Below are 20,499 nucleotides of genomic sequence, written 5' to 3'. Positions count from 1 at the left end.
GAGGACGGCGATGCCGCCCCAGTTCCCGAGCGGTCGGTTCACGGTCACCTCGTCGGACAGTTCACCTAGGAGAACTTTCATGACTACTGATCCCACCACGGACCACACCTCCTCGAAGCCGTCGACCACCGAATCCGGTGCACCCCGGGAGAGCGACGCCCATTCGCTGAGCGTGGGCCCGAACGGCCCGCTGCTGCTGCACGACGTCGCGCTCGTGGAGAAGCTCGCTCGGTTCGACCGCGAGCGCATCCCGGAGCGGAGCCCGCACGCGAAGGGTTCCGGCGCGTTCGGTGAGCTGGAGATCACCGAGGACGTTTCGCGCTACACCAAGGCGAAGCTGTTCCAGAAGGGGACGAAGACGCCGATGCTGGCCCGGTTCTCCACCGTGGCCGGTGAGCTCGGTTCGCCCGATACCTGGCGCGACGTCCGCGGTTTCGCGTTGAAGTTCTACACGCAGGACGGCAACTTCGACATCGTCGGCAACAACACGCCGACGTTCTTCGTCCGCGATCCCATGAAGTTCCCGGACTTCATCCACTCGCAGAAGCGCACCCCCGACTCGGGCCTGCGCGACAACAACATGCAGTGGGACTTCTGGTCGCTGTCCCCGGAAAGCGCCCACCAGGTCAGCTACCTCATGGGCGACCGCGGTCTGCCGCGCACCTGGCGCCACATGAACGGCTACTCCTCGCACACCTACATGTGGGTCAACGAGGACGGCGAGAAGTTCTGGGTCAAGTACCACTTCCTCACCGAGCAGGGCGTGCAGACCCTCACCAACGAGGAAGCCGACGAACTGGCCGGCAAGGACGCCGATACCCACCGCCGCGACCTGTTCGACTCGATCAGGAACGGTGACTACCCGTCGTGGCGACTCGAAGTGCAGATCATGCCCTACGAGGACGCGAAGGAGTACCGCTTCAACCCGTTCGACCTCACCAAGGTCTGGCCGAAGGAGGACTACCCGCGCATCCCGGTGGGCCGGTTCACCCTGAACCAGAACCCGGCCAACCACTTCGCGGAAGTCGAGCAGGCGGCGTTCAGCCCGTCCAACACGGTTCCGGGCACCGGCATCTCACCGGACAAGATGCTGCTGGGTCGAGTGTTCTCCTACCCCGACGCGCACCGGAACCGGCTGGGCACCAACTTTAACCAGCTTCCGGTGAACCGTCCGGTCGTGCCCACCAACTCCTACGACAAGGAGGGCGCGATGCAGTTCTACCACTCCGGTGACGCACCGGTGTACGCGCCAAATTCCTACGGGCGCGCGTACCAGGACGAGCAGGGCCCGGTGGACAACGGCTGGGAGTCCGACGGCGAACTCGTGCGGTCGGCCTACTCGCTGCACTCGGCGGACGACGACTTCGGGCAGGCGCACACCCTCGTGCGCGAGGTCTTCTCCGAGGAGGAGCGGCAGCGCCTCGTGCAGACCGTGACCGGCGCGCTGCTCGGCGGCGTCGTCGAGCCGGTCCTCTCGCGGGTCTTCCAGTACTGGAAGAACATCGACCAGGAAGTCGGCGAGAACATCGAGAAGGCGTACTACGCGCAGGTCAACGACTGACCTGACCACGTGGGCGCACCCGGCGCTGGCCTGTCCTCCGCGGAGGACAGGCCAGCGCCGGTTCGTCGGGGAGTCGCACCCCGGCTCTCGGAGCCCGTTTCAGGCGATGCCGGCCGCGAGCCGGTCGGCGGCGCTGCGCGGCTCGCGGCCGAGGAGTTCGGCGAGCAGGGGATCGGCTGCTGCGAAGTAGCCTGCGCGGCTGGCCTCGTACCAGGAGAGCATCAGCCGAGCCGCCTGCTCGGGGACCCCGGCCGTGATCTGGTCGGCGACCCACTGCTCGTCGTCCAGGACGGTGCGCTCGATGGTGCGGCCGGTCAGGTCGGAGGCGATCGCGGCGAGATCGTCGAAGGTGACGGCGGTCGGCGCGCTGAGGGTGATCGGGCCCTCGAAGGAGCGGTCACCGGCGAGGATGATCGCAGTGGCTTCGGCGACGTCCGCGCGGTCGGTGTAGGGGACGGGACCGTCCTGCGGTCGGGCGATCTCCCCGGTCTGCTGCCACGGGCCGAGTACCTGGTCCAGTGGACCGTAGGCGCCGTTGCGCAGCGCGGTCCAGGCCACTCCGGACTCGGCGAGCACGGTCTCGGTGGCGATGTGGAATTCCGACGGCCGGTACGGGTTGCCGGGGACGGCGCCCTGCTGGCTCGTGTAGACGATCCGCTGGGCGCCTGCGGCGACGGCGGCCTCGATGGCGTTGCGATGCAGGCCGACCAGGTCGGCCGCCGGGTCGTTGCCCGACACCAGGAGCACCTGGTCGGCACCGGCGAACGCGTCCCGCAGCGCAGCCGGATCCTCGTAGGAGCCCTGCCGCACGCGGACGCCGCGATCGGCGAAGTGCTGCGCCCCGGCGACCTCGCGGACGCTGACGCCGATCCGGTCGGCGGGTACGCGCGTGAGGAGGTTCTCGACGGTGGCGCTGCCCAACCCGCCGGTGGCGCCGGTGACGACGATCATGCTGGTGGCCTCTTCCTACTGGGTACAGCGCGGACACTGTCAGTTCGCGGACGGATTCGCCTGATGCCACCGTCCGGAGTGGTCGGACCGGGGTGGACGGGCCCCTGCGGCCGTCCACCCCGGTCGCGTGATCACAACTGCCGGTAGTAGACGGTCACCGGCAGCGGCGTGCAGCCGAGCTCCTCGTAGAGCGCGCGGGCCGGGGCGTGGAACGGATCGCCGCCGGTGCCGATCTCCACGACGTCCGCGCCGAGCTCGCGCATCTCGGCGAAGGCGTGTTCGCACAGCTCGCGGCCCGCTCCGAGCCTGCGGTGCTGCTCGTCGACGGCGAGCATCTCGACGTTGCCGTTGCGGTTCTCGGGATCGACGGAGAACGCGACGTATCCCGCGATCGCACCGTCGACGTCGGCGATCGCGAGGTGCTTGTGCTGGTCGGGATCGTGCAGCGCGGCCACCTGGCGGTGGTAATCGGTGCGCCAGTTCCCGTGTTGGTTGGCGAAGATCAGCTCACCGACCAGGGGCCGGAAATGCTCCTCGTAGAACGGTCCGAAGGTGTCGATGGTGAGCTGAGTGATGGCGGTGAGGTCGTTCGGGACGAACGAACGGATGAGCATGCGAGCGCTCCTTCCGGCTCGATGAGCCGAGCGTGCGGGTTCAGCGGACCTGCTCGACCGCGGCGCTGCCATGCGGCAGCGGCCAGCGGGATCTCACCGGCGGATGCGCCAGGCCGCGAAGCACTCCATCACCGGACACGGTAGCCGTTCGCCCGACACCCGTGTCAACGAGATCGCCGACCCGCTGCCCGGTGGTGCCGGTTCACAGCCGGTGCAGGGCGACCTCGTGCAGCCGACCACCGGTGATCTCGGCGGTCAGGTACGTGTGGTGCGGTTGCTTGCGGCGGTCGGTCGGCGAACCCGGGTTGAGCAGGCGCAGACCGCGCGGCGTCGTACTGTCCCACGGGATGTGGCTGTGGCCGAACACGAGCAGATCGGTGTCCGGGAACCACCGGTCGCAGCGCGCCTCGCGGCCCTGGGACGCACCCGTTTCGTGGATCACCGCCACCCGCAGGCCGCCGAGCTCGACGTGGGCGGCCTCGGGGAGTCGTTCCCGCAGGTCAGGGCCGTCGTTGTTGCCGAACACGCCGATGAGCCTGCGGGTGCGCTCGTGCAGCTCGTCGTGCAGCGCGGCGGTCATCCAGTCGCCGGCGTGCACCACCACGTCGGCGGATTCGGCCGCGGCCCACACCTCGTCGGGCAGGGTCGTGGCGCGCTTGGGCACGTGCGTGTCGGCGATCAGCAGCAGGTGCACGACGCCGAGTGTGCCTGGCCGCGGATTCGGCCGTGCACGCGGGCGCGGGCTCAGCGCGTCACAGGGCCTGCAGGTCGTTGTCCTTGCTCTCCCGGGTCGCCAGCACCGCCGCGGCGCTGAGCGCGCAGACCGTGACCATGAACCACACCAGCGGGGTAGGCGTGCGGTGCGCGGCGTGCAGCGAGGCCAGCACCACCGGGGTCAGCCCCGCGCCGAGCAGCGTCGCTCCCTGGTAGCCCAGCGAGGCGCCGGTGTAGCGGGAGGTGGTGCCGACCTGCTCGGAGATGTAGGCCGCCATCGGGCCGTAGGTCATCGCGTGGCAGGTCAGGCCCACCAGGAACGCGAGGAAGACCAGCGTGCCGTTGCCTGAGCCCAGCCAGCCGAACAGGGGGTGCAGCAGCAGCGCGAACAGGGCCAGGCCGCCGAGCATCACCGGTCGGCGACCGACCACATCGGACAGCTTGCCGAAGGCGAGCACGGTGCCGATCTGCAGGAACGAGGCGATCGCGAAGCTCAGCAGCACCAGCTGCTCGTCGGCGCCGGCCGCCGAGGCGTAGGTGATCGCGAACGTGGCGAACAGGATCTGGATGGCGAAGCTGCCGCTGCACCCGAGCATGTTCAGCAGCAGGGTTCGCGGCCTGCGCAGCACGTCGAGCACGGGTGCGCGCCGCCGCGGCGGGCTGCTGCGCATCGCCTCCTGGAAGATCGGGCTCTCCGCGACGCGGGAGCGCACGAACAGGCCCAGCACGAGCAGTGCGGCCGAGAGCAGGAACGGGATCCGCCAGCCCCAGGCCAGGAACTGCTCGCGGGGCAGGGTCGCGAACGCGCTCATCAGCAGCGTGCCGAGCACCGCGCCGGACGGTGCTCCGGCGTTGGTGAACGAGGCGGCGAACCCGCGCTGCTTGCGGTCGGCGTGTTCCAGCGACATCAGGGCCGCCCCGCCCCATTCGCCGCCGACCGCGATGCCCTGGCAGATGCGCAGTCCCACCAGGATGATCGCGCCCCACGAGCCGATGGCCGAGGCGGGTGGGACGAGGCCGATGAGGAACGAGGCCACGCCCATGATGGTCATGGACAGCACGAGCATCCGCTTGCGGCCGATTCGGTCGCCGAAGTGGCCGAGCACGAGCCCGCCGAGCGGGCGCGCGAGGTAGCCGGCGGCGAACGTGCCGTACGAGGCGATCGTGGCGGCCAGCGGGTCGAGTCCGGTGAAGAACACCGGGCCGAACACCAGCGAGGCGGCGGTGGCGTAGAGCAGGAAGTCGTAGAACTCGATCGTGCTGCCGAGGTAGCTGGACAGCACGACCCGGCGAATCTCCTTGCCGCGCCGCGGGTTCGTGGGCGCGGTGCTTGCGGTGTGTGCGGGCACGCGGACTCCCCGGGGTCTGGTGCGGCTCGGGCGGGTGCCGTGCGAGCGCGGGTGCCGGTCTCCGGCTCGAAGCAGATTCACATGCAAGCAACAACGATTGATGATGTCAATAGATGGCCCGCGGCGTCCGGACGGCACCCGTTCCGATACCGGGTGCGTGTTTGCCGAGCGCGGAAAACACATTCCGGATCCGGTGGGCGTCCTGGAAGCTCAGCGGTGACCGCGCCGTTGCGGTGCGGATCCGGGCCCGGCGCCCGAACCCGATTGCGAGAGGAGATTCGAGATGAGCACTGTCGTACGACGATGCAGCCTCGCTCTGGCCGCCGCCGCGATGCTGACCGGAATGGCGGCCACCGGTGCCGCCGCGGCCCCGGTCGCCGCGGGCTCTTCCCCGCCCGCGGCCACCGCCCCGGATACCGCGGCGTCGAACTACGTCCAGTGGAAGCGGCTCTGCGGCACCACGTACGCCGGCTACGTCGAGTCCGGCAAGGCGCTGACCGGTAAAGCCGACGACGGGTCCTGCGATGGGCACGCCTGGGTCCGGGTCAAGTACAAGACGGGCAACTGGAGCGCCTGGAAGTCCGGAGCGACGTCGGTGAAGATCGACAGCCCCGGCAACAACATCGTCGCCGCGCAGCACAAGGGCTGCGGGAGCTGCGACCCGATCACCACCGAGCCCTAGGACGTTCTCCGCAGCGAGCGCGCGCGAATCCCGCGACCGATGCCGCGATCGCGGGGTTCGCGCCGTGCGCGGCCCCGATCCCGCCGGTCCGGGGGTGCGAGCCGAGAACGCCGAGGTGCGTGCCATTCCGGTGCGGGCCGCGTGCCGGGACCCTCGTCCTCCGCGGATCCCCGCACCTGGGACGTTCACCACCTCGTTCAACACCGGAGTGCGGGTGGACCTCGTCGACATCGCGCTCGGCGATCGAAACGGCGTTGAGCACAACGAGTTCCCTGGTCACCTGTCCCCCTTGCGCCCGCCGGTCGCTGATTCGGCGGTCGGGTCAGCCGGAAACGGACCATTGCGCCCGGAACACCTCGTGCGGGATGCCGTCCTGCCAGGTGCCGGATGCGGTGAAGTCCGCTGCCAGGCGACCGATTTCGTCGGCGGACATCACGCCGCGCTCGCCTTCGATCACGATCGTCGTGCGATCGTCGACCCGGTCGATGTAGGGCAGCCCGGTCGCGGTCTCGCACACCGTGCACGGGCGAGTGCGTGCCGGACCGAGCTCGTGCCCGGGCAGCAGTTCCCCGAGCAACGCTCGCGCCTCACCGATGTCGTCCTGGCGCCCGCCGGTGCGCACCCAGGCGGCGATCTCGTCCGCCGTGCGAAGGGGGTTGTCCAGCACGCTGGTGCCGGAGACCTTGATGTACCACCGGCCGTCGGGGTAGCGCAGCGGGGACATCACGATTCCACCGAAGTCGAGCCCGTCCTCGGTCGACTTCAGGTACATCATCGCCGGCATGTCGATCGCGTTCGGGTCGGGAACCTCGACGAGCACGACGGTGGCCCCGAAGGTGTTCATCTCCAGGGGATGGGTGAGCAGCCCCGTGGCGTTGGAGGCTGCTCCGGTAGCCATGACGGCCTGCTCCGCCCGCCACGTCGCCCCGGACGTCGTGGTGAGCAGGACCGCGTCGGCGCGCTCGCTGACGTCGGTGACCTCGTCGCGGACCAGCACCGCTCCGGCCGAGGTGGCGGCGGTGAGCTCGGCGCGCACGAGGTCGCGCGGATTGACGATCAGCGCGTCGCGCTGGACCAGGCCGAGGTGCCCGGGGGCGAACCGCAGCTGCGGATAGGTCGAGCGGAGCTCGTCCTCGCCGAGCTGCTCGACCGCAACACCGAGGTCCTCGGCGTTGCGCACCAGACGGCTGCTGTCGAACCACTCCGCGGCCTGCGGATGTCCGGACACGTCGGGCAGCACGCACAGCGAGTGGGTCGGTGCGGTGAACTCCACGCCGGAGCGCTCGCGCAGGTCGGGGAACCGGCGGATCGAGCGGGTGGCCAGCAGTGAGGTCACCAGCGGTACTTCGAGCACGTGCGCGAGCCGCCCCTGGTCGTAGTAGCCGGCCCACACTCCGCGATGGTCGTCGAAGCGGTCCGGCTCGGCGGGCCCGACGATCAGGACCGACGCTCCCCGGTCGGTGAGGTGCCGGGCGGTCGCGGCGCCGAGCGGGCCTGCGCCGACGACCGCGACGTCGAAGCGGGATGAGTCGTGCACGGGCGTCTCCTCGTGGGCAGTCCGGAGGGCGACCTGCGAGCGTCCGCTGTCGGGGCCCGCACGAGGTGGTCGGCGTCGTCTCCCCGCGAGAGTGGTCCGCGAGCCGCCGCCGAGTCAACGTGGTGCGCGGTCAACGGCGCGCGGGGGAGCGGGGGCCGTGCGGGAAGCACGAGGGGAGGGCACTACCCGCACCGCCCGGTCGAGCCGGTGCGGATCCGGTGCGCACCGGCGGTACCGGGAATTCGACGTCCTGGTCGTCGACCAGGACCGACCCGTGCGCGAGATGTGGCAGCAGATGGTCGAGCGGGGCGAGGTCACCACCCGACACGCTCCCGAGGACCGGTCCCGGACGTTGAACCGCCCGCGACCGAGATGCGGTCGCGGGCGGTCGCGCGGGGGAGCGGGGTCGGTCAGCCCTGCTTGGTGGCGCCGCTGCCGGCCAGCGGCAGCAGCGGGTAGGCCACGTGCAGGCCCTCGTCGTCGAGGCGCTGCTTGAGGTGGCCGCGGGCCGCGCGGCCGATGGCCCACTGCGAGCCCGGCTTGGTCTTGATGATCACCCGCATGGTCACCGCGCCGTTGCCGATGCCCACGACGCCGTTGACGTCGGGCTTCTCCAGGATCTGGCCGGAGAACTCGGGATCGTCGGCGAATTCCGCCAGCCCGTTCTCCAGGACGCGCTTGGCCTCGGGCAGGTTCACCGAGTAGTCCAGCGGGATCTCGATGACGGCATTGGCCCAGTCCTGGTTCATGTTGCACACGCGCATGATCTCGCCGTTGCGCACGTGCCAGAGGTTGCCGTCCAGATCGCGGATCTTGGTGATGCGCATCGTCATCGCCTCGACGGTGCCCACCGCGTCACCGACGTCGACGACGTCACCGACGCCGAACTGGTCCTCGGTCATCATGAACAGGCCGGACAGGAAGTCCTGCACCAGGTTCTGCGCGCCGAAACCGATCGCCAGCCCGAGCACCCCGGCGCTGGCCAGCACCGGTGCGAGGTTGATCCCGAACTCGCCGAGGATCATCATGAACGCCACGCCGAAGATCACGAACGAGGCGATGCTGCGCAGCACCGACCCGATCGTCTGCGCGCGCTGCTCCTGGCGCTCCTTGCGGTTGGCTCCGCCGTTCTCGGCGGACCTGGTCACCACCCGGCTGGCCTTGCTCTTGGCCTGGTCGAGCTTCTGCTGCGAGCTCACGATCCGCTTGACCAGCCGCACGATCAGCCTGCCGACCACGGCGCGGGCGACGAACGCCACCACCGCGATGATGCCGACGTTGATCAGCCCGGAGACCATGGCTCCGGCGTGGGCGGTGAACCAGTCCACGAACGGCCCGGCCTGGGCGACCATACCGTCGTCGGCCTGGGCCAACGTGTCCATGTGCACAGATCTACCCTTTCGCGAATACCGTCCTGTCGGCGCCGAGTCGTCCTGCCGGGGTGGCCGGTCGGTGCGGCGCTCGCCGGTGGGGCCGGCGCGCGCGGCGCGTGCGCGCGGAATGCTCTCAACGTTGCGTGATCGGGTGCAACACGGGGTGGCGCGACTGTGAGCCAGGACCCATGGCGCTGCGCCTCCCGCACACGAAGCGTGCTCGGTCGAGCGCGGAACGTGCGGATTCGCGGCGCCGCCGCCCCGGCGTCGGTGTCCGCTATGGACGGTTCTTCCGGCGGGGCGGTGGTGATCGATACCCGCCCCGGGGGCGCAGTTCCGCGGTCTCCGACCCCTCCGGATGTCAGGTGCGATGACGATGTGCGGCATCGCGGTGCGCGCAACGTCGCCGGTGTGTTCCCTTCGGGTCGCCCCCGAGTTGATCAGCCACTACCCGCTTTTCAACGGTCGGGTCTGGTCTGCGGGCGCGAGCACAAGAAGTGCGGAAAGCGCTCCGACAGAGCGATCATTCGCCGATCGCCGATCGAATGATCCCGTACCGCACCGATTCCACGAACCGAACGGATTCGATCGTGCCGGCCGGGTCGGCGACTGCAACACCGCGGCGACGCCGCCGGACGCCCGCCGCAGCACCGCCCGACGGTGACCGCTCAGCGCATGCCCCACGGCCCGGACAGTGCGCTGCGGGCGAACCGCTCGCCGATGATCCGGTGCGTGTCGGCATCCGGGTGCAGCTCGTCGGGCAGCGGATGCTGCTCGGCGTCGCCCGGGCCGTAGAGCTCGCGGCCGTCCAGGTGGTGCAGGTGCGGGTCCGCCCCGCGGCGCTGCTCGACGATCCGCGCCAGCTCCTCGCGGATCACCGCCACGGTCAGCTTGCCCGCGGCCGTCTCGGCCGGATCCCCGGTCGCGCGGAACCGCAGCACGCCCTCGGCCAGCGCCTCGTGGTCGAAATCCGCGGGGCCGGGCGTGTTCTCGTGGATCGGGCAGTGCAGTGGCGAGACCACCAGCAGCGGGGTGTCCGGATGGCCGTCGCGGACGGTGTCCAAAAACCCGTGCACCGCCGGGCCGAACGCGCGCAGCCGCATCAGGTCGGCGTTGACCACGTTGATGCCGAGTTTGACGCTGATCAGCTGCGCCGGCGCATCGCGCAGGGCGCGGGCGGTGAACGGGTCCAGCAGGGCACTGCCGCCCAACCCCAGGTTGACCAGCTCCACCCCGGCCCGCCGCGCGGCCAGCGCTGGCCAGGTGCCGGTGGGGGAGGCGGCGTGGGACCCGTGGCTGATCGAACTGCCGTGGTGCAGCCACACCGGCCGACCGGGATCGGGTGCGGGTACCACCGGTGCGTCGGTGCGCAGCGCAACCAGCTCGGTGGTCTCGTTGTGCGGCAACCAGATCTCCACGTCCTTCTCGCCGGCCGGCAGCTCGGCGAAGCGCACCGTGGCCACCGGCCCCGGCTCGTGCCGGGTCGTCCCGGTGGCCAGATCGACGAGCACCGCATCCCCGCCGTCGGCACCGGCCTGCGCGGTGAGTTCGCCGTCCACGAGCAGGTCGTAGACACCGTCCGGACGCGGCGGCGCACCGAGGTAGCGGCGCCTGGTGGGCACCACGTCCAGCTCCACCACCTGCGCCCGGGTGCGCAGCACCAGCCGCACCCCGGACGGCTGGGACTCGGCCATGGCCAGCTGCGGATCCGCGCACTGGGCGCGGGCCCGGGCCGGCAGCCGATGCGGCAGCACACCGCGGTCGGTGCGTTCCAGATCCGCGGCGCCGCGCAGCAGTTCGGCGGTGATGGGCGTGTCGATCATCGCTCCTGCAGCTCATCGGCGGACGGTGCGCCGAGCCTACCGCCGTCGGCTTCCCGAGAACCGGCGCGCCTGCCCACCGGCGGCGGCCGGACGTAGTAGTCCTGGACCTGTCCCGCCGCACGTCTGAGGAGCCCGCGATGTCGATCCGCCGCGTCATGCCCGTCCTGCACGCCGAAGCCGCCGATCCCGCGGACGGCGAGTTCTACGCGGCGCTGGGTTTCGAGCAGGTCATGACGCACGGCTGGATCACCACCTACGCGTCGCCGACCACGCCGGCTGCCCAGCTCAGCATCATGACCGCGGACCGCACCGCACCGGTCAACCCCGAGGTGAGCATCGAGGTCGAGGACGTCGACGCCGTCCACGACGCCATGCGCGCCCGCGGTGCCGAGATCGTGCACCCGCTGCAGGACGAGGACTGGGGCGTGCGGCGCTTCTTCGTCCGCGACCCGCACGGTCGCGTGCTCAACGTGCTCAGCCACCGCTGATCGCGCCGACGCCGCTGCCGGGGCCGCGAATCGTGCACGGAGGGTCGGGAACCCGCTGCGGAACGGTATGATCTTGGGCACAGGAGCGAGCTGAGGAGGAAGCCATGGCGATCACGGTGACCGTCCGCGTGTCGGAGCACATGGACAAGGCGGATCTCGCCGCGCTGGGCACCTGGCTGGAAACCACCTACCCCGGCCACTGGGAGCGCACACCAGCACCGGAGGTCCCCGACACGCTCGGCGGTACCGGCGAGGTGCTGATCGGGCTGCTGGAGGGGTTCGTCAACAGCGCCGGCACGGCCGTCGGGGGAGTGGCCGCCGAAGCGGTGCGCAAGCAGATCAGCGACAAGCTCAAGCAGCTCCGGGAGCAGTACCCCCGCCGCGACCGGCCGGACGCGCAGGTGGAGGTGGACGAGGAAGACGAGGACCGGACCGATCCCCGGGAGGGATCGTGAGCCGATACGCGTTCTTCATCAGCGTCGCCGCCTACGACGACACGTACTTCACCCCGCACGAATCCGTGCGCAACTCCGCTCGCGAGCTGTGCGGGCTGTTCGAGAGCAGCCCGTTGTGGAACCGCTGCGAGCTGATCGAAGACCCGGCCACACCCGGCGATGTCACCGAACCGATCGAGCGCGTGCTGCGCGATTCCCAACCCGACGACGCGGTGCTCCTCTACTTCGCCGGGCACGCCGAGATGCCCCGCCGCGGCGACCAATACACGGACCTGGAACTGGTCATGCGCCGCAGCAAACGGGACGGCAGGTCCCATTTCCTCGAACTGCACAAGCTCTACGACCTGCTCCGCGACCACCCGTCGCACTTGAAAGCGGTGGTCCTCGACTGCTGCAACAGCGGGAGGGTCCCGGCACTCGGCGACGATGACGCCGAGGTCACCCAGGCCGCCGCCCGGGTGCCGGACTGGGCCGGATACGTGCTCACCGCGCTGCACCGAAACGATCCCAGCCAAAGCGCGCACGCCACGAGCAACGCCTTCGGCCCGGACTACACCGCCTTCAGCGGCGCGCTCGTCAACCTGTTCGAAGACGGCGTCCCGGACGGTCCGGACGTGTTCGACTTCCAGTACGTGCGGGAGGTGCTCCGGGAACGCCTCTGGCTGCAGGACCACCCGTTGCCGGGCTTGGTCGAAACCACGGGCTCGGGGCGGTTCCCGATCCTGGAGAACGCGGCGACCGTGCGCATCGACGAACAGGCCAGGGCCCGGCTGGCCGCCCTGCCGCTGACCGAACTCGCCGAGCAGTGGGCCGCCCCGGAAGACACCGAACGGCACGCCCTCAACCGGGTCATCAACGACCTCTTCCGGGACAACAGCGCGCACACCCGCGACTTCGTGCACGCCCTGCACTGCACGTGCCCGCACGATTCCCACGTGCAGGGCCGGGTCTTGGACAAGATCCGCTCCGCGCCCGTCGGCACCCGCGCGCAGACCACCGCACTGCTGCTGGCCGAGGAGTGCGGGGACTGCGCGGTCGCGGGCGGCGAGCTGCTGGAAAACGCCGCCCGCACATCGGGAACCGAACTCGCCGATGTCCGTCGCGCCTGGGGCGAGTCGGCAGAGCTCACCATCGACGACGTGCTCGTGCGCTGCGCCCCACCGCAGGACCTGGCCGAGTTGACCCGGCGGTTCCTCGCCGACCCGCGCAGCGATTCCGACACCGCCGCAGCGTTCACGCTGCTGGAAGCGTTCGGCACCCAGCGCAGCGCCGAAGACGTCCGCACCCTCCTGGCACTGCTGCACGACGCGGAGCGCACCCCCGAAGCCGACGCCGTCCTGGACGGTGCCGCGCTCGGGCGCGACCCGGCGGATGCCGCACGGCTCGCCGCGCACATCGCCGGCAGTGCACCCGACACCGCCCGAACCGTGGACCACCGCGTCGCCCGCCGTCGCCGCCCGCGGGAACTCGCCGCCTACGCGGCAGCCCGCGGTGACGTCGACCGCGCGGAGGAAGTGCTCACCGCGGTGTCGGCCGACCGGTCGTTGGGCACGCTGGTCCGGCTGGCGGCGGCCCTGCACAGCCAGGGGATGCACGCAGCAGGCCGAGCGGCCGCGCAGGCCGCGATGGCGCGGGACGACACCGCGGCCGCCCCCGCGACGGTGCTGGACACCCTCGGGGGTGGGGACGCCGAGTGGCGCCGGGACGTGGTCGGCGACGTCCGCGACCACGTGAGCGAACACCTGCCCGCCGCGGAACTCGCCGCGTTCTTCCGCTGGCGCGGTCACCGGCTGGACCTGCTCGACGCCGCGGTGACCGCCCGCTCGGCCGCGGCCGTGGCCCGCTTCTACCGCGACGCGCTCGATGCCGGTGCGGACGATCTGGCGGAACTGATCGCCTCGCGCGCCGCGGCGTTGAGCAGCGATTCCGGGGAACTGATGACCTTCGTCCGCGACGGGGAGGTGGACGGCCGCGGCCCGGCCGAGGTGGTGTTCGGCCAGCTGCACCACCGCCGGGACGGGGACACGCTCGGCAACATGCTGGTGCTGTGGACCCAGAAGGCCAACCGCCCGGCCCGGCTGCGCAAGGACGAGGACGCGCTGCTCGGTCGCGTCGCCGACGACGCATCGGCGAACACGCTGGCGCGCACGGCATCCCTGCTGGCGGGCAAGATGCAGCCGGATCTCGCGCAACGCCTGCTGCGGCGGGCGCTGGAGCACCCGCAGCGGTTCTCCCCGCAGGAGATCGCCGCGCTGCTGGTCCCGCTGTCGGTCGCGCGCCAGCGGAGAGTGTTCAGCCATGCCGCCAAGCCCGGTATTGAGCTGCTCCGGCGCCTGTACGCGCTCTACCAGCGCCAGGACGAGAAGATCACCATCGGCTACTTCGCCGAGCTGGTGGTGGTGGTCCGCGCCAACCCGGACATCGCCGCCGATCTGCGCGAGGAGATCATCGGCGAAACCGACACGTTCATCGCCGATGAGCGCATCGAGGTGAACCAGCAGGAGTACGTGGGATGGCTGCGCGAATTCGGTGCCGCCGAACACGCCGACCGGTTCTTGAACCGGGTGGCGCTGTGACCGCACGTCGACGGCGGGTTCAGCTGGTCACAGCACGCGTCGGCTGATCGGAGGGCTCAGGGGCCGGCACCGAACTACCCGCGACTCCTGCCCGCCGCGGTTGCCGCTTCGTTCTTGCGGTTGACCGCCTCGAGGTGCTGCTTGGCGCTGCGCACTCCGGCGTAGTAGGCCCAGAGACCGAGCAGGAACGCCGCTGCGGCCAGGCCGTGCACCAGGAGGTGATCGCCGACCGCCTCCGCCGTCGGCATGGGCCGCGTGCCGAGGAGCAGTTCGTGCCAGTGCTCGATCGCCGTGGCCCACCCGTGGCCGGCGCTCATGGCGATCTGGCCGGCTGCGCGGATCACGGCCAGCAGCAGCAACATCCCGAAGTAGCCGAACAGCCAGCGAGCCCGCCGCAGGTCTTCGGTCCAGGGATACACGGCGTTGCGCCGCGTCCAGAACATCAGCGCGCTGACCGCGGCGATGAACACGTACGACAGCGGTAGCGCGGGCACGCCCGCGTAGTAGGCCAGCGCCGTGGCCACGGCGAAACTTGCCGGTCCGGCGACCCGAAGGCTGCGGTGGAACCGTTCTCGCCCGTCGGGATCGGTGTCGCGGTAGGCGGCGTAGGCGATCGCGGCGAACGAGTACACGAACAGGAAGATCACGCTCTTGGTCGTGATGATCTGCGTCCAGCCGCGCAGCGCGATGAGCATGAACAGACCGAACAGGTAGGCCGCGAGCAGCGCCTTGACCCCGATGCGCTCGTCGTCGCCGCGGTGCTTGCTGAACCTGATGATGTCCTTGTCCGCGGCGGTTCTCAGCACTTCCCGGGACAGCGACACGAACAGCATGGCGTTGGCCACCGGCGACAGCACGATCGCCACCAGCAGCACTGCTGCCGTCCAGTGCTCGACCCCGGCTGGCCACGCGTGCCACTCCTGGCTCTGCACCAGCGCCTGCAGCCCCAGGTAGAGCCCGGTCACCGTGAACAGTGCGCCGAACATCGCAAAACCCACGTGCGGGGAGCCGTTCTTGCTGCCGTGGTCGACCGGGCCCTGAAAGCCGGTCAGCGAGAAGATGAGGCCACCGGTCACGACCGCCTGGAGGGCCGCAGTCAGCTGGGTCGTCGCAGTGCCGTCCTCCGGGGGCGCCGAGGTGCAGCCGAGGTGGAATCCGGCGCCGGTGAACCCCGCATGCGAGCCGACGAGCAGGACGCCGGCGACGAACACCAGCGGGAGGGCCACCTTGAACGCGGTGAGGACCGTGTTGAGCCGGACCACGGCCGCGAACCCGATGAGGTTGATGAGGAACATCGCGGTGAGCAGGACGGCGGCGACCCCCACCCCCGGGTAGGAGAGCGGAGGCAGGCCGCCGGCGCCCGGGGTGCATTGCTGGGTCATTCCGGGCAGTACGCCGAACTTGTCCAGTGCGATGACCGCTGCCGCCACCCCGGCAGGCGGGTTCCCGGCATACACCACGGCCAACCCGGCGGTCAGGACGGTGCCGACCGCGCGTCCGCTGGTGTTCGTCGGCCATGAAACGAGTCCGGCCGCGGCCGGTCTGGCTCGGGCCAGCTGGACCACGATCACCGTGATCAGCCCGATCGCGGCAAGCGCCAGCAACCAGGACAGCATCGCGAACCACCCGGCGCCCGTTGCCGCGAGGATGCTGATGATCCAGCCGGAACCGAGGACACCGCCCAACGCGAGGCCGAGTTGGTGCCACCGGCCGAACCGGCCGGTCCTCGGATCGCGCTCGTCGTCGTTGCCCCGGGTCACGAGTCCCCCAGTGAATCGTCCCGCGTCTGTTGTCGTCTTCGCCGATGAGATCGGCGAAGGGGGTGATATTACTGGCCGTTTTCGGCGGCCCGACAGGGGATCTCGTTCGTGAACGGTGGTTCGGCGCCCGATGGCGACGAGCGGATCATTGTTGAACAATCCTGCACAGCGTGCGCCGGTCAACCGTGGTGCCGCGGCGTGCTCGCGCAGCAGAACGTCCGCTCGGTGCCCGGCATCGAGGAACACCCGCGGCCGGCGATGCTGCGAACCGGGCTGCTGGTCACGCTCAACTCCGATGACCCCACCATGTTCGGCACGGACCGCACCGACGCATACCGCGCAGCGGATGGGTCTTCGGGACACCGATCTCGTCCGGCTCGCCCACAACGGCGTGCACGCCGGTTTCCTGGAACCGCACCGCAAAGCCGGACTGCTCGCCGAGATCGACCACGTCGCCGCCCAGCACGGCCTCGGTAGCGCCCGCTGCTGAGGTCTTGCCGACCCGGTGGCGTCGGTGCTTCACTCGCGCGCATGCCGTACCGACGCACCCCGGTGGTGGCCGATGCCGCCCACGCATGACGTCACCAACCAGGCCGCGCCCCTGGACGACTACGACGTCGCCACCGATCCGGCGCTGCTGGAGGGTCTGCGCCGGGAAGGCGCGGCATGGGCCGAGGACGAGGTCCGCGAGCTCGGCGCGCTCGCCGGTAGCACCCGTGCCCAGGAGTGGGGCAGGCTGGTGGACGAGAACCCGCCGGTGCTGCGCACGCACGACCGCTACGGCCACCGGATCGACGAGGTCGACTTCCACCCGCACTGGCACGACCTGCTGGCCACCGCGGTCTCGCACGGCCTGCACGCCGCACCGTGGCGCGACGAGCGCAGCGGCGCGCACGTGGCGCGAGCGGCGAAGATGTTCGTGTGGGGCCAGGTCGACCAGGGCCACCTGTGCCCGGTGTCGATGACCTACGCCGCGGTGCCCGCCCTGCGCGCCCAACCCGACTTGGCCGCGGTGTACGAACCGCTGCTGGCCTCCCCGGCCTACGACTTCGGACTGCGCGAGCCGGGCGGCAAGCGCGGGCTGATCGCGGGCATGTCGATGACCGAGAAGCAGGGCGGCTCCGACGTTCGGGCCAACACCACCTCCGCGGTCCCGACCGACGACGGCAGCTACCGGCTCACCGGGCACAAGTGGTTCACCTCGGCCCCGATGTCGGACGTGTTCCTCACCCTCGCCCAAGCACCGCAAGGGCTGTCGTGCTTCCTGGTCCCGCGCGTGCTGCCGGACGGCAGCCGCAACGCGATGCACCTGCAGCGGCTCAAGGACAAGCTCGGCAACCGCTCCAACGCCTCCGCCGAGATCGAGTACGACGGCGCCACCGCCTGGCCGGTCGGGGAACAGGGGCGCGGCGTGGCCACCATCATCCAGATGGTCAACATGACGCGCCTGGACTGCACCATCAGCGCCGCCTCCGGCATGCGGCTGGGCACGGTGCAGGCGCTGCACCACGCGACGCATCGCAGCGCGTTCGGACAGCGGCTGCTCGACCAGCCACTCATGCGCAACGTGCTCACCGATCTCGCCGTCGAAGCCGAAGCCGCCACCGCAGCGGCCATGCGCCTGGCCGGGGCGGTCGACCGCGCGGCGGCCGGCGACGCCCAGGAGGAGTTGTTCCGCCGGATCGGGTTGGCCGTGACCAAGTACTGGGTCTGCAAGCGGGCCCCGGCGCACGCCGCCGAAGCCCTGGAATGCCTGGGCGGCAACGGCTATGTGGAAGAGTCCGGCATGCCCAGGCTGTTCCGCGAATCGCCGCTGCCGTCGATCTGGGAAGGCTCCGGCAACGTGGCCGCCCTGGACGCGTTGCGCGCCATGGCGAAACAGCCGGAGACCGTGGAGGCGTACTTCGCCGAGGTCGAGCGGGCCGCGGGAGCCGACGCGCGGTTGGACCGCGCGATCTCCCGGCTGCGCAAGGAACTCGGCGATCTCGACGACATCGAGTACCGCACCCGGCGCCTGGTGGAGCAGATGGCCGTGGTCCTGCAGGCGTCGTTGCTGCACCGCACCGGCAACACCGCCGTGGCCGAGGCGTTCTGCGCCGGGCGGTTGGACGACGGAGGCGCCGCCTTCGGCACCCTTCCGTCCGGTGTGGACAGTCGAGCCGTCCTCGACCGCGCCGTGCCGGGCGAGCGCTGACGGCCGTTCACCCCGCAGTGCCGGCGCGCTGACGGCTGAGCCGGTGGGCGGCTTCGGAGACGGCGAGGGCCAGCACGGCGAACACGGCCGCGAGCGGCCCGAGACCACCTGCGCCCACAACACCGAGCCCTGCCGCACCGACCGCACCGGACGACGAGATCGCCAGGTAGAGCGCGGCCGCGTTCAACGCGACGAGTACGGCGGCCGAGTCCGGGTCGGTGGTGATCAGCCGGTGCGTCTGCGGTGTGCTGATCGCGAAGCCCACCAGTCCGTAGCCCGCGATGACCGCGATCGCGGTCGGCAGGGTCGTGGAGGCGGCGGGCATCAGCAGCAGCGCCCCGGTCACGCCGATCAGCGCGGTGCCGACGATCGCGCGGCCGCCGAAGCGGTCGGCGAGCGCGCCTGCGCCGAGGTTGCCGACCACGCCGACGACGCCGAGCACGGCCATGAGCACCGCCAGCAGCACACCGCTGCCGCTGGTGGCTTCGGCGAACACGACGGAGATGTAGGTGTAGGGGATGTAGACGGCGGTGAAGGCCAGCAGCGTCGTGCCCAGCAACAGCAGCACCGGTGTGCGCGCCAGTGGTCGCAGCCGGGCCCGCAGGCCCTCCGGCGTGGACACCGGCAGCGCGCCCGGGACGACGACGGCCAGCGCGATCGCGGCAGCACCGGCCAGCGCGGCCACGAACCACATCGTGGCGCGCCAGCCCGCGATCCCGCCGATGGCCGTGCCCAGCGGAGCGCCGAGCGCGGTGGCGGCGGTCATCCCGGTGGTCACCACCGCGATCGCGCGGCCACGGCGGTGCGGTGCGACGACGGCCGAGGCGGTCACCGTGGCGGTCGGCAGGAACAGGCCGGCTCCGGCGGCGGCCACCATCTGCGCGGCCAGCACCGCGGTGAACGACGGGGCCAGGGCGGTGGCCAGGACGCCGAGCAGGTAGAGCCCGATCGCACCGAGCAGGACCTGCCGCCGCGGCCACCGTGCGCTGGCGGTGGCCAACACCGGTGCCAGCACGGCGCAGGTCAGGCCGAAGGCGGTGACCACCTGGCCACCGACGCCGACAGGCACGCCGAACGTGGCGCTGAGGTCGGCGAGTACGCCGGCCAGCACGAGTTCGCAGGTGCCCACGGCGAAGGCGCCGAATCCCAAGGCGGGAACCGCCCACCGTGAGCCGGCAGCCGCACCGATCGCTACGACGAAGCCTCCTGCCTTCTGCGTCTCAGCCGGCCCGCCGATCACCGTAAACCGACCACGATCGACCTCCGCGCAACGTCGACGGTCGGCCACCCGGTATGAATAGCTCTATTATTTCAGCGATAAATGAAACCAATCATAGGCCTCAAACTGGCTCGCACGCATCGGCAGCTCCAACCCGGCGAGGAAAGCCAGCCCGGCACAGTCATGAGCTGCGAAAATGCCACCCTGAGGGGGGCGGCGATCACCACCACCGCGGTGCGCTAGACTGGGCGAGCACCGCGCGGAAGAAGTGGTGTGGCCGGGACGTGGCGCAGCTTGGTAGCGCACCTGACTGGGGGTCAGGGGGTCGTGGGTTCGAATCCCGCCGTCCCGACAGCGTGAAACGAATCCCGCTCACCGTGGCAAATGCCTGGTGAGCGGGTTTTTTCGTGTTGTGAGGGCGGCCTCCTCAGTGCTGCACACACTTCGGAGATGGGACCACTTGGGGGCCGTTGGAGGTGCTGCGACAGCACCTCGCCCGTATCGGCGACGGACTGGGGGCCAGGCAGTCGTGGGCCGAATCCCGGCTCCGGGATGACCTGCCGGCGGCGGTTGCGGGACCGGCATAAGGCCGGGGGCCTCGACCAGCTTCCCGAGGTCTTGCTCGCCCAGCTCAATGCGGCCGGACCGATCGATTGGTCACGCGCGTGTGTGGATGCCTCCCATCTCCGCGCGAAAAGGGGGCCGCGACCGGGCCGAGCCCCGTCGCCCGGGCAAAGACCGGGTCGAAGCAGCTCCCAACAGCGGGGCGATCACCATGAACGCCGTCGTGGAGTCGACTCTGCCGAAGAGGATCAGTGAGGCGGCAAATATCCCGAGAATGGCAGCGATCGGCTTCTTCCGAGCACCACCGAAGAATCGGTCGGCCACGAAACCGACGATCGGCTTCACGACGACAGCGGTGATGGCGAAGATCGCCACCAGCCAGGGTTCGCTCGACGACCAGCGCACGGATTGGTTGCCGTCCCGGGTGGAACGGTGTCCACGAGCGGGATGAGTCACAACCGAGGAGCACGCAGGCGTGCCGCGGATCCGGCTGCGGTCGTTCCCGGTGAGTGAGAAGGGAGACGAGATCCGTGTTGTCCTCTGACACGTACCCGGCGCAGCCGGACGAACTCGCCGACGTCGTTTCCCACGGGTCTGCGAGGGCGGTTGGCTTCAAATTTCTGGACGGAGGTGTCCGTA

The 20,499-nt window shown here is 70.5% G+C and carries 17 protein-coding genes and 1 tRNA gene; 8 read left to right on the top strand and 10 right to left on the bottom strand.

What is annotated here, in order from left to right; genetic code table 11:
* Nucleotides 1-79 precede the first annotated feature (79 nt).
* Nucleotides 80-1,561 (top strand): catalase, encoded by a 1,482-nt coding sequence (locus tag IQ251_RS00510; protein WP_193926371.1) that lies wholly within the window; start codon nt 80-82, stop codon nt 1,559-1,561.
* Nucleotides 1,562-1,660: 99 nt separating this feature from the next.
* Here IQ251_RS00510 and IQ251_RS00505 read toward each other — a convergent pair whose 3' ends face one another.
* The 4 genes from IQ251_RS00505 to IQ251_RS00490 all read right to left on the bottom strand — a co-directional run bounded on the left by IQ251_RS00505 (nt 1,661) and on the right by IQ251_RS00490 (nt 5,189).
* On the bottom strand, nt 1,661-2,512 hold the full coding sequence (locus IQ251_RS00505; RefSeq protein WP_193926370.1) for an NmrA family NAD(P)-binding protein: 852 nt from the start codon (nt 2,510-2,512) through the stop codon (nt 1,661-1,663).
* A 131-nt stretch (nt 2,513-2,643) separates the two neighbouring features.
* On the bottom strand, nt 2,644-3,126 hold the full coding sequence (locus IQ251_RS00500) for a GNAT family N-acetyltransferase (RefSeq protein WP_193926369.1): 483 nt from the start codon (nt 3,124-3,126) through the stop codon (nt 2,644-2,646).
* A 202-nt stretch (nt 3,127-3,328) separates the two neighbouring features.
* Complete coding sequence (locus tag IQ251_RS00495; RefSeq protein ID WP_193926368.1) at nt 3,329-3,820, bottom strand: metallophosphoesterase family protein; 492 nt, start codon at nt 3,818-3,820, stop codon at nt 3,329-3,331.
* A 58-nt stretch (nt 3,821-3,878) separates the two neighbouring features.
* On the bottom strand, nt 3,879-5,189 hold the full coding sequence (locus IQ251_RS00490; protein ID WP_370591116.1) for an MFS transporter: 1,311 nt from the start codon (nt 5,187-5,189) through the stop codon (nt 3,879-3,881).
* Between the two features lie 283 nt (nt 5,190-5,472).
* Between IQ251_RS00490 and IQ251_RS00485 the strand changes: the two genes are divergently transcribed.
* Complete coding sequence (locus IQ251_RS00485; protein WP_193926366.1) at nt 5,473-5,871, top strand: hypothetical protein; 399 nt, start codon at nt 5,473-5,475, stop codon at nt 5,869-5,871.
* A gap of 322 nt (nt 5,872-6,193) precedes the next feature.
* Here IQ251_RS00485 and IQ251_RS00480 read toward each other — a convergent pair whose 3' ends face one another.
* The 3 genes from IQ251_RS00480 to IQ251_RS00470 all read right to left on the bottom strand — a co-directional run bounded on the left by IQ251_RS00480 (nt 6,194) and on the right by IQ251_RS00470 (nt 10,604).
* Nucleotides 6,194-7,408: an NAD(P)/FAD-dependent oxidoreductase gene (locus tag IQ251_RS00480; protein ID WP_193926365.1), complete on the bottom strand. Its 1,215-nt coding sequence runs from the start codon at nt 7,406-7,408 to the stop codon at nt 6,194-6,196.
* A gap of 410 nt (nt 7,409-7,818) precedes the next feature.
* Nucleotides 7,819-8,790: a mechanosensitive ion channel family protein gene (locus tag IQ251_RS00475; RefSeq protein WP_193926364.1), complete on the bottom strand. Its 972-nt coding sequence runs from the start codon at nt 8,788-8,790 to the stop codon at nt 7,819-7,821.
* A gap of 659 nt (nt 8,791-9,449) precedes the next feature.
* Nucleotides 9,450-10,604, bottom strand: coding sequence for an SGNH/GDSL hydrolase family protein (locus IQ251_RS00470; protein WP_193926363.1), 1,155 nt, complete (start codon nt 10,602-10,604; stop codon nt 9,450-9,452).
* 137 nt (nt 10,605-10,741) lie between these two features.
* Here IQ251_RS00470 and IQ251_RS00465 point away from each other — a divergent pair, with 137 nt between their 5' ends.
* The 3 genes from IQ251_RS00465 to IQ251_RS00455 all read left to right on the top strand — a co-directional run bounded on the left by IQ251_RS00465 (nt 10,742) and on the right by IQ251_RS00455 (nt 14,123).
* Nucleotides 10,742-11,092 (top strand): VOC family protein, encoded by a 351-nt coding sequence (locus tag IQ251_RS00465; protein WP_193926362.1) that lies wholly within the window; start codon nt 10,742-10,744, stop codon nt 11,090-11,092.
* Nucleotides 11,093-11,196: 104 nt separating this feature from the next.
* The gene (locus tag IQ251_RS00460) at nt 11,197-11,547 is read left to right on the top strand and encodes a hypothetical protein (protein ID WP_193926361.1); all 351 of its coding nucleotides are present in this window, start codon (nt 11,197-11,199) and stop codon (nt 11,545-11,547) included.
* Nucleotides 11,544-14,123: a caspase family protein gene (locus tag IQ251_RS00455; protein ID WP_193926360.1), complete on the top strand. Its 2,580-nt coding sequence runs from the start codon at nt 11,544-11,546 to the stop codon at nt 14,121-14,123. The genes IQ251_RS00460 and IQ251_RS00455 overlap by 4 nt, the downstream gene beginning before the upstream one ends.
* Before the next feature lie 74 nt (nt 14,124-14,197).
* Here IQ251_RS00455 and IQ251_RS00450 read toward each other — a convergent pair whose 3' ends face one another.
* Complete coding sequence (locus IQ251_RS00450; protein WP_193926359.1) at nt 14,198-15,883, bottom strand: APC family permease; 1,686 nt, start codon at nt 15,881-15,883, stop codon at nt 14,198-14,200.
* Nucleotides 15,884-16,229: 346 nt separating this feature from the next.
* Between IQ251_RS00450 and IQ251_RS19550 the strand changes: the two genes are divergently transcribed.
* Together IQ251_RS19550 and IQ251_RS00440 are read left to right on the top strand one after the other, a co-directional pair.
* Nucleotides 16,230-16,373 carry a hypothetical protein gene (locus tag IQ251_RS19550; RefSeq protein ID WP_228045893.1) on the top strand — a complete coding sequence of 48 codons (144 nt, stop codon included), beginning with the start codon at nt 16,230-16,232 and terminating at the stop codon, nt 16,371-16,373.
* Nucleotides 16,374-16,445: 72 nt separating this feature from the next.
* A complete protein-coding gene (locus IQ251_RS00440; RefSeq protein WP_193926358.1) occupies nt 16,446-18,077 on the top strand; it encodes an acyl-CoA dehydrogenase family protein in 1,632 nt (543 codons plus the stop codon).
* Nucleotides 18,078-18,084: 7 nt separating this feature from the next.
* Here the strand turns inward: IQ251_RS00440 and IQ251_RS00435 are convergent, their stop codons facing one another.
* Nucleotides 18,085-19,227: an MFS transporter gene (locus IQ251_RS00435; protein ID WP_228045855.1), complete on the bottom strand. Its 1,143-nt coding sequence runs from the start codon at nt 19,225-19,227 to the stop codon at nt 18,085-18,087.
* Nucleotides 19,228-19,574: 347 nt separating this feature from the next.
* Between IQ251_RS00435 and IQ251_RS00430 the strand changes: the two genes are divergently transcribed.
* Nucleotides 19,575-19,648: transfer RNA gene (locus IQ251_RS00430), tRNA-Pro, on the top strand.
* Between the two features lie 305 nt (nt 19,649-19,953).
* Here the strand turns inward: IQ251_RS00430 and IQ251_RS20145 are convergent.
* Nucleotides 19,954-20,235 carry a hypothetical protein gene (locus IQ251_RS20145; protein WP_193926357.1) on the bottom strand — a complete coding sequence of 94 codons (282 nt, stop codon included), beginning with the start codon at nt 20,233-20,235 and terminating at the stop codon, nt 19,954-19,956.
* Nucleotides 20,236-20,499 lie beyond the last annotated feature (264 nt).

The organism is Saccharopolyspora montiporae, from assembly GCF_015209505.1.
Lineage (GTDB): Bacteria > Actinomycetota > Actinomycetes > Mycobacteriales > Pseudonocardiaceae > Saccharopolyspora > Saccharopolyspora montiporae.
Note: the sequence above shows the minus strand (reverse complement) of the source record. Positions and strands in the feature narration are given on the sequence as shown.

Coding starts and splice junctions, on each gene's coding strand:
- IQ251_RS00440 (WP_193926358.1), top strand. CDS start 16,446: ATGCCGCCCACGCATGACGTCACCAACCAGGCCGCGCCCCTGGACGAC.
- IQ251_RS19550 (WP_228045893.1), top strand. CDS start 16,230: ATGGGTCTTCGGGACACCGATCTCGTCCGGCTCGCCCACAACGGCGTG.
- IQ251_RS00500 (WP_193926369.1), bottom strand. CDS start 3,126: ATGCTCATCCGTTCGTTCGTCCCGAACGACCTCACCGCCATCACTCAG.
- IQ251_RS00475 (WP_193926364.1), bottom strand. CDS start 8,790: ATGGACACGTTGGCCCAGGCCGACGACGGTATGGTCGCCCAGGCCGGG.
- IQ251_RS00460 (WP_193926361.1), top strand. CDS start 11,197: ATGGCGATCACGGTGACCGTCCGCGTGTCGGAGCACATGGACAAGGCG.
- IQ251_RS00485 (WP_193926366.1), top strand. CDS start 5,473: ATGAGCACTGTCGTACGACGATGCAGCCTCGCTCTGGCCGCCGCCGCG.
- IQ251_RS00505 (WP_193926370.1), bottom strand. CDS start 2,512: ATGATCGTCGTCACCGGCGCCACCGGCGGGTTGGGCAGCGCCACCGTC.
- IQ251_RS00465 (WP_193926362.1), top strand. CDS start 10,742: ATGTCGATCCGCCGCGTCATGCCCGTCCTGCACGCCGAAGCCGCCGAT.
- IQ251_RS00470 (WP_193926363.1), bottom strand. CDS start 10,604: ATGATCGACACGCCCATCACCGCCGAACTGCTGCGCGGCGCCGCGGAT.
- IQ251_RS00510 (WP_193926371.1), top strand. CDS start 80: ATGACTACTGATCCCACCACGGACCACACCTCCTCGAAGCCGTCGACC.